This is a genomic window from Rhodanobacteraceae bacterium (genome assembly GCA_024234055.1).
In the GTDB taxonomy this organism is placed as follows: Bacteria; Pseudomonadota; Gammaproteobacteria; order Xanthomonadales; family SZUA-5; genus JADKFD01.
This window is the reverse complement of the sequence record JACKOW010000001.1, coordinates 768,463-783,781: the sequence shown is the minus strand read 5'-3', so window position 1 is coordinate 783,781 and position 15,319 is coordinate 768,463. Positions and strand designations below refer to the sequence as shown.

Sequence of the window (15,319 nt, the reverse complement as noted above, 5' to 3'; positions counted from 1 at the left end):
CAGCAAAGAGCAAGTATTGATTGAGTCTCGCCCAAAGGCGCTCGGGGACCTGCGGCCGACCGGCATCGGGCACTTCCTCTCCCGACGTGGATTCAGCTATCCGCCGCCGTCATTCGACAAAAAGAAACATCCCGGCAGCCAGCTGCGGCGGACGCGGTATCGCATCAGCCACAGGTGCGTCCTTGGGAAGTGAGGGGTCGCGGGCGCGCGCCAAAGCGAGATCACGCTGCTGCTGATCGCTGATCTCGTAGTAGGCGCCACTGCGGATGGTCATGCCCACGGCATTTTCGCCCATCATCACCCGAGCCAGGTAACTGCCGACATAGGTGAACTGGTCGGCACGGATTTCAAATGGGTGGGAAAATCCGGGCGCCGACCTGTAGGAGGCGGTGGCGACCCCGACATCAGTGACCATGTCACCACCGGTGATCTCGTACTGCCCGGGGCGCAGCGGAATCACAATGACCTTCTGCAGCTTGCCGCCCTCGAAGACATCCAGTTCCTCTCGCGGCGCATTCACTACGTCGTTGATGTACGCATAAAAAGTTCCGGTAGCGCGGCCCTGCTCGGGCACCGGGCGGAAATTCACGTAGTTGCCGTGGAACGGCGGCAACTTGTCCTGCTCGCCCAGCACGCCAATCGTGGCGACCAACCAGCCGCGCGGCTCACCGTCGATCGGCGTCAGTGATGAATGGACGCTCTTGCCGCCGCCTGCAGTTGCGCAGGCGCCCAGCACGGCGATCAGGACAAGCAACGCCGCAGTACGCAGAACTCGATGTGGCAATGAGGCGGAGATGTTCGGGCAGATACGCATTGGCTCAAGAGTCTTCTTGGATTGCTTCAGGGACAACGGCATCGGTCGCGATTGCCGGAGCGAGTTCCTGCGAGGAGCACAGACCAGCGCCCCTGCCCCGCGACAATGCAGCTGATGGGCACGGACAGGAATTCCAAAGTCACGGCTTGCGCACTGCGCAGGGCAGTCTACGCTGCGGTCTCATGCCGTCAAGCGTCCTGTTCACATACCGCGCTTCCGTCTATTGCGTCATTCTGGGGCGCAGTGACGCTCGCCGTGTCCTTGGCTCCCACGCGGAGCCTCTCGCCAGATCTCTACCCGGGCGCCTTCGCCGTCTCGCGGGCAAGCGCCGGCATCGACGCGACAGTGACGTCGCTTCGCGTCGATAGGGATCCCGCTTGCCAGACCAGGTCCTAGATTCGTGTCGGAGTACTCTGACGTGCCCTGAGGCTGTCGGGTCAGTGCGGGCGCTTCTCCTCGGGCATCCAGGTCAATCAGGTGGCGCCGCACCGGCACCTGGTCAACCCAGCTGAACTGCCCGGCACCTGCCGCAGCCGCGCGGGTCGCATGACGCCCTTCCAGTTGCCCACCGACTTCAAAGCCATCAGCCGGCACACCTCACGCGGCAAACAAGCCACACGCCGCGTAAGTCAATCTGACGCACAATGCACTGAGCACACAACAGTGCCGATCCATGTCCGCCACCCAGGAATCCGCCCGAATCAATCTTCGCACCAGCCCCGAGGCCAAGGCGCTGATCGAGCGTGCCGCGGCGTTGATGGGCACCACCGTGTCGAGCTTCTGCAGAACGCCTTTGCGACGGCGCGTAAGGTCATTGCCGATCACGACAACCTGGTGCTCTCGGCCGAGGCCTTCGATGCCTTCATTGCTGCCGCTGGGAACCCGCCGGAGCCCAACGCGAACCTGCGCGACGGCCAGAAGCTGATCGCCATCGGCGACACCAAGTGGAAGCTCACCAGCCGCGACGAAGCCGGCCGCCTGCGTCCCGGTAATGATGACCTGCTGCAGATGTATGCCTACGCCGTCGCGTACAAATGCCCCAACCTCGCGCTGATCTACCCTTGGAGCGATCAGCTTCGCGAATTGGTGGAGACGCACCTTGAGCTACCCGAGGTTCAAGGACAGCGCGTACGCGTCGACGTGCTAAGTGTGGACGTGCGTTTGGATCATCTGCCGGCGGTTCGGGGTGCAACGATGCATGGGTTTGGCAGCTTGCTGGCGACGAGGGACAGCGGAATCATTGAAGGGCACACCGCGTCAGAGTCGTTCGAATCAGACATCCATCCATGACCGAAGCTCGCGTAGTCCAAGGACGAATGCTCAGAATCAAGGACCTCACCCAATTGCTCGGGGTGGGACGCTCCAGCATCTACCGCATGATGAAGATCGGCGATTTTCCAGCCCCTGTCCGTTTGGGAGTACATACGACCTGCTGGCCGGAGACGGAGGTCCATGCATGGCTGAACACAAAGGCTGGTCGCAACATCGTGCTCTCGACTGGAGCCAGTAGCTCGCGCCCACAGGCGCCTGCGCCTTCGGTTTCGCAGCCTACCGAAGGCCCAGAGGCAATCGGACTTGTGACAGTCTTGCTGAGGGCTCTGGCTGCCGAAGCTTTTTCTAGCCAAAGGCGGCGCGGTAGGCCGAGCAAGCGGCTTGGATCGGTGCTTGCCGAACCCATTCCCGGAGCCGACTGCCTGCCTTCGATGGACATGCTGCTCGCTGAAAACGCGATTCTTCGACGCTTGCTGGTCGACGCGCTGGTGGAATTGGAGTGCCTTCGCACTGGAAGGTCCCGAGCACGGAAATGACGGGGCGAGGCTCGAATGCTTGGTCAGATAGCGCGCCAGCTGCTGACTCTATGCTGACTCAGCCTGGTTGAAGCCCCGGCAAAAATCATCCAAGCGCTTGATTTTCCTGGTGCCGGCGATAGGACTTGAACCTACAACCTACTGATTACAAATCAGTTGCTCTACCAATTGAGCTACGCCGGCTTGCAGCCGCGGGATTGTACCTGTTCGAGCTGCCAGTGGAAAACGCGAGTCGGCTTCAGGGGGTGAGGAAGCGTTCGGCCAGGGCATCGGCGCTGAGGGCTTCGCTGATCAGGAATCCCTGGAAGAAGTCGCAGCCCTGGGCTCGGAGGAAATTCAGCTGCTCGATGTTCTCGACGCCCTCGGCCAGTACATCGAGGTGCAGGGTGTGGGCCAGGCCGATGATGGCTGAGGCGATTTCGGCGCCGCCGGCGTGTGCCGGGATGTCGGCGACGAAGCTGCGGTCGATCTTCAGGGTGTCCAGCGGCAATCGCTTGAGATAGGCGAGCGAACTGTAGCCGGTACCGAAATCATCGATGGCCACGCGCACGCCCAGGCTGCGCAGCGCGTGCAGGGTGCCGAGCACCATGTTGCCATGTTCCATCAGCATGGATTCGGTGACTTCCAGTTCCAGTGCATCCGGATCCAGGCCGGTATCGGACAGCACCCGCGTCAGCCGGTCGGGAAACTCCAACTGGCGCAGTTGGCGGGCCGAGAGGTTGACCGCCAGCCGCAGATCGGGCGCGCAGCTGCGGCGCCAGCGCTGCACCTGGCGGCAGGCGGTTTCCATCACCCAGTCGCCCAGAGCCCCGATCAAACCGGTTTCTTCAGCCAGGCCGATGAATCGACCGGGCAGGATCATGGGCTGACCCGGCGGCTGCCAACGCACCAGTGCCTCCACACCCATCACTGCGCCGCTCTGGCAATCCAGCAGCGGCTGGTAGTGAACCACGAATTCGCCCCGGGTCAGCGCGTGCCGCAACCTGCCCTCCAACTCCAGTCGGTCGCTGGCGGCAGCAATCAGACCGGGCGTGTAGAAATGGAAGGTGTTGCGGCCCAGATCCTTGGCGCCGTACAGCGCAGCATCCGCGCAACGCACCAGATCGGTGGCAGTGGCGCCGTCTTCCGGGTACAGGCTGATGCCGATGCTGGCGTTGGCGAAAACCTCATGGCCGCTGGGCAGATGGAAGGGCTCTGACAGGCAATTCAACAGATCGCGAGCAACGTTGCCGGCCGAGCGCGCGGTACCCACGTTCTCGACGATGGCCAGAAACTCGTCACCGCCCAGTCGGGCCACGGTGTCGCTGATCTTGGAAGCCCGTCGGAAGCGCTCAGCGACTGCGCACAGCAGTTCGTCGCCGACCTGATGCCCCAGACTGTCATTGACGTTCTTGAAACGATCCATGTCGATGAACAACAGGGCCAATCGCCTTCCATCCTGTTCGGCACGCTCGATGGCGTATTCCAGGCGTGACTGTGCCAACAGGCGGTTGGGCAGGCCGGTGAGAGGATCGAAATGGGCCAGTCTGGCCAGATCGGCTTCGGTCTGTTTCAAACGGGTGATGTCGGTCACCACGCCCACATAGTGCTGCGGACGTCCGGATTCATCGCGAACCACGCTGATGGTCAACCACTCCGGATAGACTTCGCCGCCGCTGCGCCGACTCCAGATCTCTCCCTGCCAATGGCCTGTGGCCAGGAGCGCCTCCCACATCGACTGATAGAACTCGGGATCATGGCGCCCCGACTGCAGCATGCGCGGGTTCTGCCCCAGAAGTTGTTGTTCGGAGTACCCGGTGATTTCGCAATAGGCGCGATTGACGGCAATGATCCGGGCCTCCAGATCCGTCACCACCACCCCATCATGGGTGCTGTCGATCACCGCCGCAGACAGCCGCAAGCGTTCTTCGGCCTGCTTGCGTCCATCGATGTCCAGCAGAATGCCGACCATGCCGTCGATGCCGCCGTCCGCGGCCCGCCGCGGGCGCCCGATGGTGGCGACCCAACGCGATACGCCATCGCCGTGGACCACGCGATATTCGATGGCCAGGGCGCTGCCGTGCACATAGGCGTGTCTGACCTCGGCATCGACCCACTCGCGGTCCTGCGGATGGACTACGGCCATCCAATGCTCGTGGCTGGCCTGGTCGGTCGTCGGGTCCAATCCCAGCAGACGAAACTGCTGGCGGGACCAGAGACTGCGACCGTCCGGACTCCATTCCCAAGCGCCGGCATTGGCACCTTCCAGGGCCAGACGATGGCGTTGCTCACTGTTCAGCAGTGCCTGGACATTGCGTTGCTGCTCGATGGCGGCCCCAAGTGCGGCGGCCGCCAGGCGCAGCACGCGTTCCTCAGCGGCACTCCAGTGCCGCTCGCCACGCACCGCGTCCAGGCCCAGAAAACCCCAGAGGCAGCCGCGCAGTTGCACCGGCACCACGATCAGGCTCAGGATCTGCTGCTGTCTCAGCAGCTCGCGCTCGGACAGAGGAAAGCTGGAAACCGCACCGTTGATGCCTTGATCGTTCTGCAATTGCGTCAACCAGCGCGGAAACAGCCGCTCGATTTCCAGATTCTGCAGTTGCGGATTGTCAATCTGTGGCGCGATTCCAGCCCGACACCATTCGAAGCGCTGGCTCGCCAGCGCGGTGTTGTCGGGCCCGCCCGAGTGGGTCTCGAAAACATAGGCCCGGTCGGCCCCCATGCCTTCGCCCAGACGATTGAGCACAGCCACGATGCGTTCCTGCAGTGGCTCGGTGGTCAGCAATCCCGGCACTGCCGTGGCAGCCAGCTCCAACGCCAGTTCTGCCCGCTTGCGCTCGGTGACGTCCAGTAGCACACCGACATAGGCCCGCGGCTCACCGTCCTCACCACGCTCAACCCAGGTGTGATCCTCCACCCAGCGCCAGTCGTCGGCACCCTTGCGCAACCGGTATTCCTGATGGAATCGACTGCGACCGAGGCTGCCGTGGCGCTGGACCTCCGCCGACACCCGCACGAGGTCATCGGGATGGATGAGCTCGGAAAACGCCGGCTCGCCGCGCTGCAGGGCATCTGGGTCGAATCCCCAGTTCCTGACATTGTCCGATACCAGCTCGACCGGCCAGCCGGGCGCTGCGCGCCAGCGGAATCCTACCGCCTCGGTGTGCTGCAGGATGTCGCCGAGTGCCGCGAGTCGCTCGACCGAGACCACGTCCAGCGCAGAGGCGTTTCCAGAATTCATGATCCCAAGGTACAGCCCGGAATCCTCAGTCTGCCTCATCCGAGCGCGTACGCAAAGGTCAACGCCGAAGAACTGACCCGGGGCTTTGCCGACGGGTCAGCTCGACCTCAACGCTGGCGCTGCTCAGGCCTTGGTCGCTTCCTTGCGCACCACGCGAATCGACAACTCCTGCAACTGGCGTTCGGAGACCTCCGAGGGCGCTTCGGTCAGCGGGCACTGGGCGCTGGCGGTCTTCGGGAAGGCAATGACTTCGCGAATGGAATCGACGCCGCACATCAACGTGGCAATGCGATCGATGCCGAAGGCAATGCCGCCGTGCGGCGGGCAGCCGAAGCGCAGCGCGTCGAGCAGGAAGCCGAACTTGGCCTGGGCCTCCTCGGCCTCGATGCCGAGCAACTGGAACACCGCCGATTGCAGGTCGGGACGGTGGATACGGATCGAACCACCGCCGATCTCGCTGCCGTTCAGCACCATGTCGTAACCGCGCGACAGCGCATCGCCCGGATTGGCTTCGAGTTCGGCGGCATCCTCGATGGTGGGCGCGGTGAAGGGGTGATGCAGCGACACCCAGCGGTTCTCGCCGTGATCGAACTCGAACATCGGGAAATCGACCACCCACAAGGGGCGCCAACCCTCTTCGACCAGCTTGAGATCGCGGCCGACCACCAGGCGCAGCGCGCCCATGAAATCGGAGACGGTCTTGTAGGGGCCGGCGCCGAAGAAGATCAGATCGCCTGTGACCGCACCGGTGGCGCCCAGGATGCCGTTCAACGCCTCATCGTCGAGGAACTTGACGATCGGGCTGGTCAGGCCTTCACGGCCCTTGGCCAGATCATCCACACGGATCCAGGCCAGACCCTTGGCACCGTAGCGGGCCACGTAGGGGCCGTAATCATCGATCTGCTTGCGGGTCAGCGTGGCCCCACCGGGCACGCGCAGCACCGCCACGCGACCGCCCGGATCGTTGGCCGGACCGGCAAAGACCTTGAAACCGCTGGTCTTGACGTGCTCGGCAATGTCGACCAACTCCAGCGGATTGCGCAGATCGGGCTTGTCCGAACCGTAGCGGCGCATCGCCTCGGCATAGGTCATGCGCGGGAATTCGGCTGCAAGATCGACATTGATGACGCTCTTGAAGACGTGGCGGATCAGATCTTCGACCCGATCCTGGATGTCCTTCTCGCGCACGAAGGCCATCTCGATGTCGAGCTGGGTGAATTCAGGCTGGCGATCGGCGCGCAGATCCTCGTCGCGGAAGCAGCGCGCGATCTGGTAGTAGCGATCCATCCCAGCCATCATCAGCAGCTGCTTGAACAGCTGCGGCGACTGCGGTAAGGCATAGAACTGGCCCGGATTGACCCGACTCGGCACCAGGTAGTCACGCGCGCCTTCGGGCGTGGCCTTGGTCAGGATCGGGGTTTCGATGTCCTGGAAATCCCGCGCGTCCAGATAGCGGCGAATTTCCGAGACCAGTCGCGTACGCAGGCGCAACTGCTTCTGCATCTGGCCGCGGCGGATGTCCAGATAACGGTAGCGCAGACGCGCTTCCTCGTTCGGGGTCTCGTCGAGCATGAAGGGCAGCGGCGCGGCGGCGTTCAGCACTTCTACCTGGGCGGCCACCACCTCGATCCTGCCGGTGGCCAGACGCTCGTTGACCTGCGAGGCAGGTCGGGCACGCACGCTGCCTTCGATACGCAGGCAGAACTCGAAGCGCACCCGGTTGGCGGCAGCGAAAGCCTCGGCATTCTCGGGTTCGATGACCACCTGGACCAGGCCGGAGTGATCGCGCAGATCGACAAAGATCACGCCGCCGTGGTCACGCCGCGTATTGGCCCAGCCGCACAGAACCACATTCTGGCCGGCCAGGGTCTCGTCGACTTGGCCGCAAAGGTGGGTGCGATAGGAGGTTTCAGCGGTCATGGCACGCTCGATCAGCGGAAAAGGAAAGGTCGCGCATGCTACGGGACGCGCCCCAGAGCCCGCAAACCAGTCTTGGACGAGGGCACGAGGGCGCGAGGGCGCGAGGGCGCGCAGAGGCAGGTACCTCGCGCCCTGGATTTTTCGTGCCCTCGTGCCCTCGTGCCCTCGTTTCTTCCCCGATGCAGCACACGATCACGCGACCATGGCATGCTTGGGTGAATCCTGCGGGCCGGACAGATCACTCCCAAGATCCATGGAAATCGAGGAGCGCCGCCTTGGAATCGATGAGCTGACGCTGGGCATGTTCGTGTCCAGGCTGGATCGCCCATGGACCGAGACCAGCTTTCCCTTGCAGGGATTCCAGATCGATGCCTTGAGCCAGATCGAGCAGCTCAGGCGCTATTGTCGTCACGTCTACATCGATATCCACAAGAGCACCCCGCCCGGCAAGCGCGGAATGCTGGAGAAACTGGGTTACGGCAGCCTGACACGGCGCGGGCGGCCGCTGCCGGCGCCCGGCGTCTATCACACCCAGACCGAACTGGCCGACGAGCTGAAGCAGGCGCAGATTGCCTGGGATGATGCCCGTGCCCTGGCTGCCAGCTTTGTCGACGATGTGCGCGCCGGCAAGCGCCTCTCGACTGAGGCCCTCGGCGGCGCCATGGAACCCATCGTCGCCAGCGTCATTCGCAATGCCGATGCCTTTTTCTGGCTGGACGCGCTGCGCAAACGCGACGCCTACAGCTACAGCCACGCCGTCAACTGCTGCGCGCTGGCCGCCAGTTTCGGCCGCCACCTGGGCTTTCCGAGGGAAATGCTGGTGGACCTGGCCAGCGCCGGCATGCTGATGGACATCGGCAAGGGTGCCTTGCCCGAAGAACTGCTGCAGCGCTCCGATGCGATCAGCGAGCGCGAGCGCGAACAGTTGCGCACCCATCTGGATCACAGCCTGTCCATGCTGGAACAGTCGGGCATTCGCGATCTGGAAATCACTGACATGATCCGCCACCACCATGAGCGGCATGATGGATCCGGCTATCCGGCGGGTCTTGCCGGCGCAAGAATCCCGCTCACCGGGCGCATGCTCGGTCTGGTGGATACCTTTGACGCTCTCAGCAGTGATCGGCCGCATCAGAAGGCAATGTCGCGCCATGACGTGCTGCAGTATCTGTATCGGCAGCGCGATCAGCTGTTCCAGGCTGAGCTGATCGAACAATTCAGCCAGTCGCTGGGCGTGTACCCAACGGGCAGTCTGGTCGAACTCAGCAATGGTGCGGTAGCGGTGGTGATGGCGCAGAACCCGGCGCGCAGGCTGTACCCAAGGGTGACCATTCTGACCCATGCCGACAAGCGCCTGGATCGCGCGTTTCCACAAGTGGATCTGTGGACGCTGGCCAATGCACCGGACACGGCCGAACGCGTCTGGATTGAACGGGCGCTGGCTCCTGGGGCCTATGGATTGGATCCCACGGAACTTTATCTTTGACTCGCGACACTCGGGGCAGGCCTGATGCTGATCGGCACGGAGCAACTGCAGGAGATCGACCAGATCCTGGCTGCAGGTGATGACGCTGGCTGCGCCGGCATTCTGCTGGTGCACCTGCGTGGCATGCGGCAGATGGTGGCCTTGCTGGGCATGGATTGCGGCGCCAGCCTGATGGATGCTGCTCAAGCACGCCTGCGCGAGTTGCTGCGACCCACGGATCGCATCTATCGGGTGGCATCCAACGAGTTCCTGGTGTGCCTTCCGGACCTGCTCAGCACCAACCACGGCGTGCTGGCGGCGCGCAAGGTCCTCGGTGAATTCGACTTTCCGCTGTCGGTGCAGGATCGACCGATGACGCCGGTGTTGAGCCTGGCGTTGGCGGTCAATGCCGGCAAGCGACAGGACAGTGGCAGCCTGCTCGCCACCGAGAGCCTCATCCGTAGTGCCATGACCGCCCTCCATCGGGGTCTGGAGCTGAATAGTCGCTTCATGCTCGCCGGCACCACCAACGCCGATCTGTGGCTGCAGGACGAGTTGCGCGACGCCCTGATCAACAACGAGCTGTCGCTGGCCTTTCAACCCGTGTTTGCGCTGGCTGATCGCCGCATTGTTGCGGTCGAGGCACTGGCACGCTGGAGTTCGACTCGCCATGGCGTGATCCCACCGGGCCGCTTTGTGGCCCTGGCTGAGCAGACCGGATTGGCCCAGGAACTGACTCGCTGGAGCATCAACGCGGTTCTGCGTGAATATGCGCAACTGCGTCGTCAGGCACCACAGCTGCGCTGCGCCATCAATCTATCGCCCAAGGTCTTTGGTCAATCCGGGCTGGTGGAACAGATCTCGGGGGCACTGGCGATCTGGGACATTCCGCCGACCAGCCTGATGCTGGAGGTGACCGAAACTGCGGTCATGGAAGACCCGGAGCTCAGCAGTGTCTCACTGCACCATCTGCGCGCGATCGGCGTCGATATCGCCATCGACGATTTCGGTCAGGGCTATTCCTCCTTCACCTACCTGAAGCACTTTCCTGCCACCGAACTCAAGATCGACCAGTCCTTCGTCACACCGATGGCCAGCGACAGCCGCGCCTGTCAGCTGGTCCGCGCCATGGTGGATCTGGCCCACCATCTGGACATGCGCGCCGTGGCCGAAGGCGTTGAAGATGCCCAGGCGCTGACCTTGCTGGAGGGCATGGGCTGCGACATGGCCCAGGGCTATCACCTCGCCCATCCGATGACGATCAGCGAACTCGGCGCGATGCTGAAGGCGCAACCCTGAGCCGCAGCGCACTCAGACCAGTTCGATGGCCTCGTGATCGGGACCCGCCAGAACACGGGCGCTGGGATCATCTGCCGCCTGCAGGCGCCGACCCGAGAGATCACTGCGCGCGAGACTGAGCAGACGCAGGCCCAGATGCAGGCCGGCATCGCGCGGGACCGCTGGCAGAGCCCGGATGAACTCGATGCGCTGATCGCCACGAAGTCTGCCGAGGCCACGCGCGGAATCGTGATCCGCGGCTTGCGGCGACTCGGATGGATGCGATCCGCTGACCAGCCCCAGTCCCTGATAGAAACCGATTGAGGTCGCCATGTTGGCCACCCTCAGGCCAGCGCCCAGCAGTACAGGTGCGTGCTCAGCGCTGCCGCTTTCGGTGGCTCCGTCGGACGACCGGCGCAGCACGATCTGCTCACCCGCCGGTCCAGTGAAGCTGCAGCTTCCGGCATCCGCCAGATCCTGCGGTATCCAGTGACTGGTCGCGAGAGACTGGCGGACTGATTCAGGATCCTTCACGGCAAGAATCAGCTGCCACCAGCCGCGCATGCCGGACTCGGGCAAAGGTAGCGCGCCCGGCACCTCGATCAGCGTCAGGCTGACTGGAAAGTCGTTGGCGAGAGTCAGCGTGGCCGTGGGCGCATCCATCAGGGCGGTATCGCCAAGATCCAATGCGCGCTGGCGCGGCACGCGCCCCTGATCCTGCTGACGCAAGCGCAGTCGCTCAACGTAGGCAACCAGCGCCTGTTGCAGATCGGGCACGATCAGAGTCGCCCCGGCTATGGGTCCCAGCCGCATGCAAAACCATCCTCAAAAAGTGAAGCGTGAGACCTGCTCGAGCGCCGCGATCACAAAGCCGGTCAGGAAGAAGACATAGCTGAAGCGCAGATAGCGGTATTTGTGCCGCGCCAGATAGGTGCCCATGGAGTAGAGATCATTGGTCCAGTTCTCGTAGACGGCGGCATCCGTGCGCAGCGCGTCGGCCCACAGACGGCAGAATTCTTCCCGGGGAATCTCCGAAAAGTGTCCAAAGAACATGATGTTGAAATAGTCAGGCAGATTCTTCGGATCTTCCAGCCGCAAGGGCCTGTACTTGGGGAGAACCGCGAGTATGGCCATCAACAGGGCCGCAAGAGAGAAGGCCGCAAGCGTCAGCATGCTCAGACGCAGCTCGGGGTCATTGAGTCGGCCCATGGCGATGGTGAGGACAATGGAGGACACCGTGATGATGATGTTGGCCTTGGCATCGGCCATGCGGCTGAGCTGGATGTGGTGTCGCTGGGCAGACATGATCGAATAATCAGCGGTGTTGCGCCCGAGAATCCCCTGGAAATGCTCTCGCATGCCGATATGAGACTGGCCGGGAATGCTCGACGGGTTGGTGACGTCGCTCATGCTTCTCTCCGTAGTTGGCCCTAGTCTAAACCCGCGCGCCCCGGATGCAGCCCTTGGCGGCGAGCGCCGCTCTGCGAGAACTGGCTGGCCGCGCGGGGATTGCGGCCATGGTCTGATTGATGTTGACTAAAGAGAGCGCTCGGTCCGTCCGAGGAGTCTTCCGACTCCCCTTCCTCAGCCAATCTCGGCAACGGCAGCCTGCCATGAATCTGCGTGATCTCAAGTATCTGGTGGCATTGGCGGATCACAAGCATTTTGGCCGCGCGGCGGAAGCATCCTTTGCCAGCCAGCCTACGCTGTCCACCCAGATCAAGAAACTGGAAGAAGAGCTGGGCGTTCAGATCTTCGAACGCCAGCCGCGCGCGGTCTTGCTCACCGCTACCGGCGAGGCCATCGTCGCCCGGGCCCGCGCCGTGCTGCGGGAAGTCGACGCCATGCGCGAACTGGCGCGCGGCGCTCGGGATCCGGAAGCCGGAAGCATCCGGCTGGGCATGTTTCCCACGCTGGGTCCCTATCTGCTTCCACATGTCGTTCCGGCTTTGCGCCAGCGCTTCCCCAAATTGGAGCTGTTGCTGATCGAAGAGAAGACCGAAGACCTGCAGGCGCAACTGGAACGCGGCGAACTTGACGCCATCGTTCTCGCCCTGCCTGCGGCGGGTGACGCCCTGGGAGTGGCCGAATTGTTCGACGAGCCTTTCCTGCTGGCGCTTCCACGCGAGCGCGCATCGGAATTTCCGGGCCCGATCGAGATCAGCGATCTGCGCAACCGTGAGGTGCTGCTGCTGGAAGAGGGCCATTGCATGCGGGCTCACGCCCTGTCGCTCTGTGAATTGGGCGGCGGCACCGAGCGCAGCGGCTTTCGCGCCACCAGTCTGGAAACGCTGCGACAGATGGTGGCGGCCAATGTCGGCCTGACCCTGCTGCCCAAGCTCGCGGTCATGCCGCCGGTGGCCAACAACGACCATGTGCTGCTGCGCCCTTTCCGTGAACCTGCACCCAGCCGTCAGCTGGGGCTGCTGTGGCGCAAGAGCGATGCCCGCGAGGCGCTGATGCATGAACTGGCCGAGTTGATTGGCCAATGCGGGCGCAGAGCGCTGGCCGGGAGCCCTGCGTTTGAGCTCGACACGGAGGCATCCGGATGAGCCGTAATGGCTGGCTGGTGCTGATCGTCTGCGTCGTTGGCGGACTTTGGCATCTGCACACGCGCGATCCCGGCGGCATCCCGCGCGAACCGGGAATTCTGGCCCCGGAAACGCCGCTGCAGCGCGACCTCCCGGCCGGCCAGCCCAGCATCCGCCACGGCGAGTTCGAACTGACGCCGCTGGCCGAGTTCCGCACCGAGGCGCGCGTGCTGTCTCGCCTCAGCTATCGATTCGATGCCGGAGCGGCCTTGTCGCCCGTGGATTTTGCCATCGGCTGGGGCCGGATGTCGGACAGCGCGGTGATTGATCAGCTCGACATCAGCCAGGGCGCCCGCTTCTTCAACTACCGCTGGATCGATCAGCCACCGATTCCGGCCGACGAGATCGTCCGCTCGGCCGCCAATGTCCATCTGATCCCTGCCGATGCTGCCGTGAGCGCCAGTCTGCGTCGGATACGACCCGGGGAGGTGGTGAGACTGGAAGGATTGTTGGTCGCGGCGCGCCGCGAAGACGGCTGGTCCTGGCGTTCATCGCTGACGCGCGAGGACAACGGCGCCGGCGCCTGCGAACTCTTGCTGGTCAAGAATGTAGACGTGCTGCCGTAGTGCGGTCCTCGGTAGCGTCCGCGTGTGTGCGCTTTCCCCGCGTGCGGCTGGCCTCGTCGACGCTGGCGCGGTAGTCTCCGCGTGATTTTCCTCTCGTTCGGATTCCCAACGCATGGCGCCCAAGCAAGCCCTGATCTGTGGCTCGTTGGCCTTCGACACCATCATGGTGTTCGAAGACCGCTTCAAGAACCACATCCTCGCCGACAAGGTTCACATGTTGAGCGTGGCGTTCTATGTGCCCACCTTGCGCCGGGAGTTCGGCGGCTGTGCCGGGAACATCAGCTACAACCTGAAGCTGCTGGGCGGTCATCCGGTGCCCTTCGGCTCTGTCGGACGCGATTTCGACAGTTATCGCGCGCATTTCGAGGCCCTGGGCATTGATCTGCGCTGCGTACGGGAACTGCCGGACCACTACACCGCGCAGGCCTACATCACCACTGATCTCGACGACAATCAGATCACTGCCTTCCATCCCGGCGCGATGACCCAAAGTCACGGTGCCCACGTCAAGGACGTCAAGAACGCGGCCTTCGGCATCGTCGCTCCCGACAATCGCGATGCCATGCTGCAACACGCCGCCGAATTCCGCGAGATGGGTGTGCCTTTCATCTTCGATCCGGGACAGGCATTGCCCCTGTTCAACGGCGAGGAGTTCCGCGCCTTCATCGAGAATGCCACCTACGTCTCGGTCAACGACTACGAATCGCAGTTGCTGTCGGAACGCACCGGCTGGTCACCCGAGCAGATTGCCGAAAAGGTTTCGGCCTACATCGTCACCCGCGGCGCTGAAGGCTCGCGCTGGTATACGCGCGAAGGCCTGATCGAGATTCCCAGCGCCAAGGCCAAGGCCGTGCTCGACCCCACCGGCTGCGGCGATGCCTATCGCGCCGGGCTCATCTACGGCTTGATGAATGGCCTGGAATTTGAAACCACGGGTCGAATAGCCTCATTGATGGGCGCCATCAAGATCGAACATCCAGGCACCCAGAATCAGAAGTTTGACCGTGAGCAGTTTCTGAGCCGCTTTCACCAAGAATTCGGTTACCGCTTCGAATGAGCAGCGCAGCATCCAGTCGCGAGCTGATTCATCGCTACTATCTGGCCTTCAATCGCGCCGATTGGCCAGGAATGCTGGAACTGCTGACCGACGACGTGATTCACGATCTGAATCAGGGAGACCGGGAAATCGGGCGAGCTCATTTCGAGCACTTTCTGCAGCGCATGAAGCGGTGTTATCTGGAAGTCCTCAGCGATATCGAGATCATGGTTTCGGCAAATGGCCAACGCGCGGCGGCCGAATACGTGGTTTCCGGCCAATATCTGTCCACCGACGAGGGATTGCCGGCTGCCAGCGGACAACGCTATCGGCTTGCCGGGGGCGCCTTCTTCGAGATCAGAGAGGGACTGATTCAGCGAATCAGCAACTACTACAATCTGCAGGCCTGGCTCAGGCAGATCGGGAACAACGACTGATCGGATGAGCGGTTTGAAGAAGCGTCGCGAACCGGCAGAGGGCAAGGCGCACGGAGCGCAGCGACCGAGGCAAATCAAGTAGATAGGCGAAGAAGCGAGCACCGCCCAACATCGTCATCTACCCGTGCAGAAGGCCCTTCAAACCGCTCGGAGACTGGCCGCAACAGTTGCGAACGGCAGGCCT

The 15,319-nt window shown here is 63.1% G+C and carries 14 protein-coding genes and 1 tRNA gene; 9 read left to right on the top strand and 6 right to left on the bottom strand.

Annotated elements, in window-relative coordinates:
• Window positions 1-109: 109 nt before the first annotated feature.
• Entirely contained in the window at window positions 110-856 is a 747-nt protein-coding gene (locus H7A19_03190; GenBank protein MCP5473825.1) for a hypothetical protein, read from the bottom strand.
• A 631-nt stretch (window positions 857-1,487) separates the two neighbouring features.
• Between H7A19_03190 and H7A19_03185 the strand changes: the two genes are divergently transcribed.
• Genes H7A19_03185 through H7A19_03175 form a run of 3 tightly spaced genes read left to right on the top strand, consistent with a single transcriptional unit; the run spans window position 1,488 to window position 2,622 of the window.
• On the top strand, window positions 1,488-1,739 hold the full coding sequence (locus tag H7A19_03185) for a DUF1778 domain-containing protein (protein ID MCP5473824.1): 252 nt from the start codon (window positions 1,488-1,490) through the stop codon (window positions 1,737-1,739).
• The gene (locus H7A19_03180) at window positions 1,649-2,104 is read left to right on the top strand and encodes a hypothetical protein (GenBank protein MCP5473823.1); all 456 of its coding nucleotides are present in this window, start codon (window positions 1,649-1,651) and stop codon (window positions 2,102-2,104) included. The genes H7A19_03185 and H7A19_03180 overlap by 91 nt, the downstream gene beginning before the upstream one ends.
• A gap of 26 nt (window positions 2,105-2,130) precedes the next feature.
• Complete coding sequence (locus tag H7A19_03175; protein ID MCP5473822.1) at window positions 2,131-2,622, top strand: AlpA family phage regulatory protein; 492 nt, start codon at window positions 2,131-2,133, stop codon at window positions 2,620-2,622.
• A gap of 107 nt (window positions 2,623-2,729) precedes the next feature.
• On the opposite strand, the gene H7A19_03170 is transcribed toward H7A19_03175, so the two are convergent.
• From H7A19_03170 to aspS, 3 genes are all read right to left on the bottom strand, one after another.
• Window positions 2,730-2,805: transfer RNA gene (locus H7A19_03170), tRNA-Thr, on the bottom strand.
• Between the two features lie 55 nt (window positions 2,806-2,860).
• Window positions 2,861-5,842, bottom strand: coding sequence for an EAL domain-containing protein (locus H7A19_03165; GenBank protein MCP5473821.1), 2,982 nt, complete (start codon window positions 5,840-5,842; stop codon window positions 2,861-2,863).
• A gap of 123 nt (window positions 5,843-5,965) precedes the next feature.
• Entirely contained in the window at window positions 5,966-7,762 is a 1,797-nt protein-coding gene (aspS, locus tag H7A19_03160; GenBank protein MCP5473820.1) for an aspartate--tRNA ligase, read from the bottom strand.
• Window positions 7,763-8,015: 253 nt separating this feature from the next.
• Between aspS and H7A19_03155 the strand changes: the two genes are divergently transcribed.
• Together H7A19_03155 and H7A19_03150 are read left to right on the top strand one after the other, a co-directional pair.
• Window positions 8,016-9,248, top strand: a complete 1,233-nt coding sequence (locus H7A19_03155; GenBank protein MCP5473819.1) for an HD-GYP domain-containing protein — start codon at window positions 8,016-8,018, stop codon at window positions 9,246-9,248.
• Between the two features lie 24 nt (window positions 9,249-9,272).
• Entirely contained in the window at window positions 9,273-10,526 is a 1,254-nt protein-coding gene (locus H7A19_03150; GenBank protein MCP5473818.1) for an EAL domain-containing protein, read from the top strand.
• A 12-nt stretch (window positions 10,527-10,538) separates the two neighbouring features.
• Here the strand turns inward: H7A19_03150 and H7A19_03145 are convergent, their stop codons facing one another.
• Window positions 10,539-11,318 carry a hypothetical protein gene (locus H7A19_03145; GenBank protein ID MCP5473817.1) on the bottom strand — a complete coding sequence of 260 codons (780 nt, stop codon included), beginning with the start codon at window positions 11,316-11,318 and terminating at the stop codon, window positions 10,539-10,541.
• Between the two features lie 12 nt (window positions 11,319-11,330).
• Window positions 11,331-11,915 carry a hypothetical protein gene (locus tag H7A19_03140; GenBank protein MCP5473816.1) on the bottom strand — a complete coding sequence of 195 codons (585 nt, stop codon included), beginning with the start codon at window positions 11,913-11,915 and terminating at the stop codon, window positions 11,331-11,333.
• Between the two features lie 203 nt (window positions 11,916-12,118).
• On the opposite strand from H7A19_03140, the gene H7A19_03135 reads away from it, so the two are divergent.
• The 4 genes from H7A19_03135 to H7A19_03120 all read left to right on the top strand — a co-directional run bounded on the left by H7A19_03135 (window position 12,119) and on the right by H7A19_03120 (window position 15,135).
• Complete coding sequence (locus H7A19_03135) at window positions 12,119-13,057, top strand: LysR family transcriptional regulator (GenBank protein MCP5473815.1); 939 nt, start codon at window positions 12,119-12,121, stop codon at window positions 13,055-13,057.
• Window positions 13,054-13,662: a hypothetical protein gene (locus tag H7A19_03130; GenBank protein ID MCP5473814.1), complete on the top strand. Its 609-nt coding sequence runs from the start codon at window positions 13,054-13,056 to the stop codon at window positions 13,660-13,662. The genes H7A19_03135 and H7A19_03130 overlap by 4 nt, the downstream gene beginning before the upstream one ends.
• A gap of 112 nt (window positions 13,663-13,774) precedes the next feature.
• Window positions 13,775-14,719, top strand: a complete 945-nt coding sequence (locus H7A19_03125; protein MCP5473813.1) for a carbohydrate kinase family protein — start codon at window positions 13,775-13,777, stop codon at window positions 14,717-14,719.
• Window positions 14,716-15,135 (top strand): nuclear transport factor 2 family protein, encoded by a 420-nt coding sequence (locus H7A19_03120; protein ID MCP5473812.1) that lies wholly within the window; start codon window positions 14,716-14,718, stop codon window positions 15,133-15,135. The genes H7A19_03125 and H7A19_03120 overlap by 4 nt, the downstream gene beginning before the upstream one ends.
• Window positions 15,136-15,319: the final 184 nt, after the last annotated feature.

Excerpts from the sequence above, each read along its gene's own strand:
- H7A19_03190 (MCP5473825.1), bottom strand. The coding sequence starts at position 856 with ATGCCGTTGTCCCTGAAGCAATCCAAGAAGACTCTTGAGCCAATGCGT.
- H7A19_03185 (MCP5473824.1), top strand. The coding sequence starts at position 1,488 with ATGTCCGCCACCCAGGAATCCGCCCGAATCAATCTTCGCACCAGCCCC.
- H7A19_03175 (MCP5473822.1), top strand. The coding sequence starts at position 2,131 with ATGCTCAGAATCAAGGACCTCACCCAATTGCTCGGGGTGGGACGCTCC.
- H7A19_03165 (MCP5473821.1), bottom strand. The coding sequence starts at position 5,842 with ATGAATTCTGGAAACGCCTCTGCGCTGGACGTGGTCTCGGTCGAGCGA.
- aspS (MCP5473820.1), bottom strand. The coding sequence starts at position 7,762 with ATGACCGCTGAAACCTCCTATCGCACCCACCTTTGCGGCCAAGTCGAC.
- H7A19_03155 (MCP5473819.1), top strand. The coding sequence starts at position 8,016 with ATGGAAATCGAGGAGCGCCGCCTTGGAATCGATGAGCTGACGCTGGGC.
- H7A19_03150 (MCP5473818.1), top strand. The coding sequence starts at position 9,273 with ATGCTGATCGGCACGGAGCAACTGCAGGAGATCGACCAGATCCTGGCT.
- H7A19_03145 (MCP5473817.1), bottom strand. The coding sequence starts at position 11,318 with ATGCGGCTGGGACCCATAGCCGGGGCGACTCTGATCGTGCCCGATCTG.
- H7A19_03140 (MCP5473816.1), bottom strand. The coding sequence starts at position 11,915 with ATGAGCGACGTCACCAACCCGTCGAGCATTCCCGGCCAGTCTCATATC.
- H7A19_03135 (MCP5473815.1), top strand. The coding sequence starts at position 12,119 with ATGAATCTGCGTGATCTCAAGTATCTGGTGGCATTGGCGGATCACAAG.
- H7A19_03130 (MCP5473814.1), top strand. The coding sequence starts at position 13,054 with ATGAGCCGTAATGGCTGGCTGGTGCTGATCGTCTGCGTCGTTGGCGGA.
- H7A19_03125 (MCP5473813.1), top strand. The coding sequence starts at position 13,775 with ATGGCGCCCAAGCAAGCCCTGATCTGTGGCTCGTTGGCCTTCGACACC.
- H7A19_03120 (MCP5473812.1), top strand. The coding sequence starts at position 14,716 with ATGAGCAGCGCAGCATCCAGTCGCGAGCTGATTCATCGCTACTATCTG.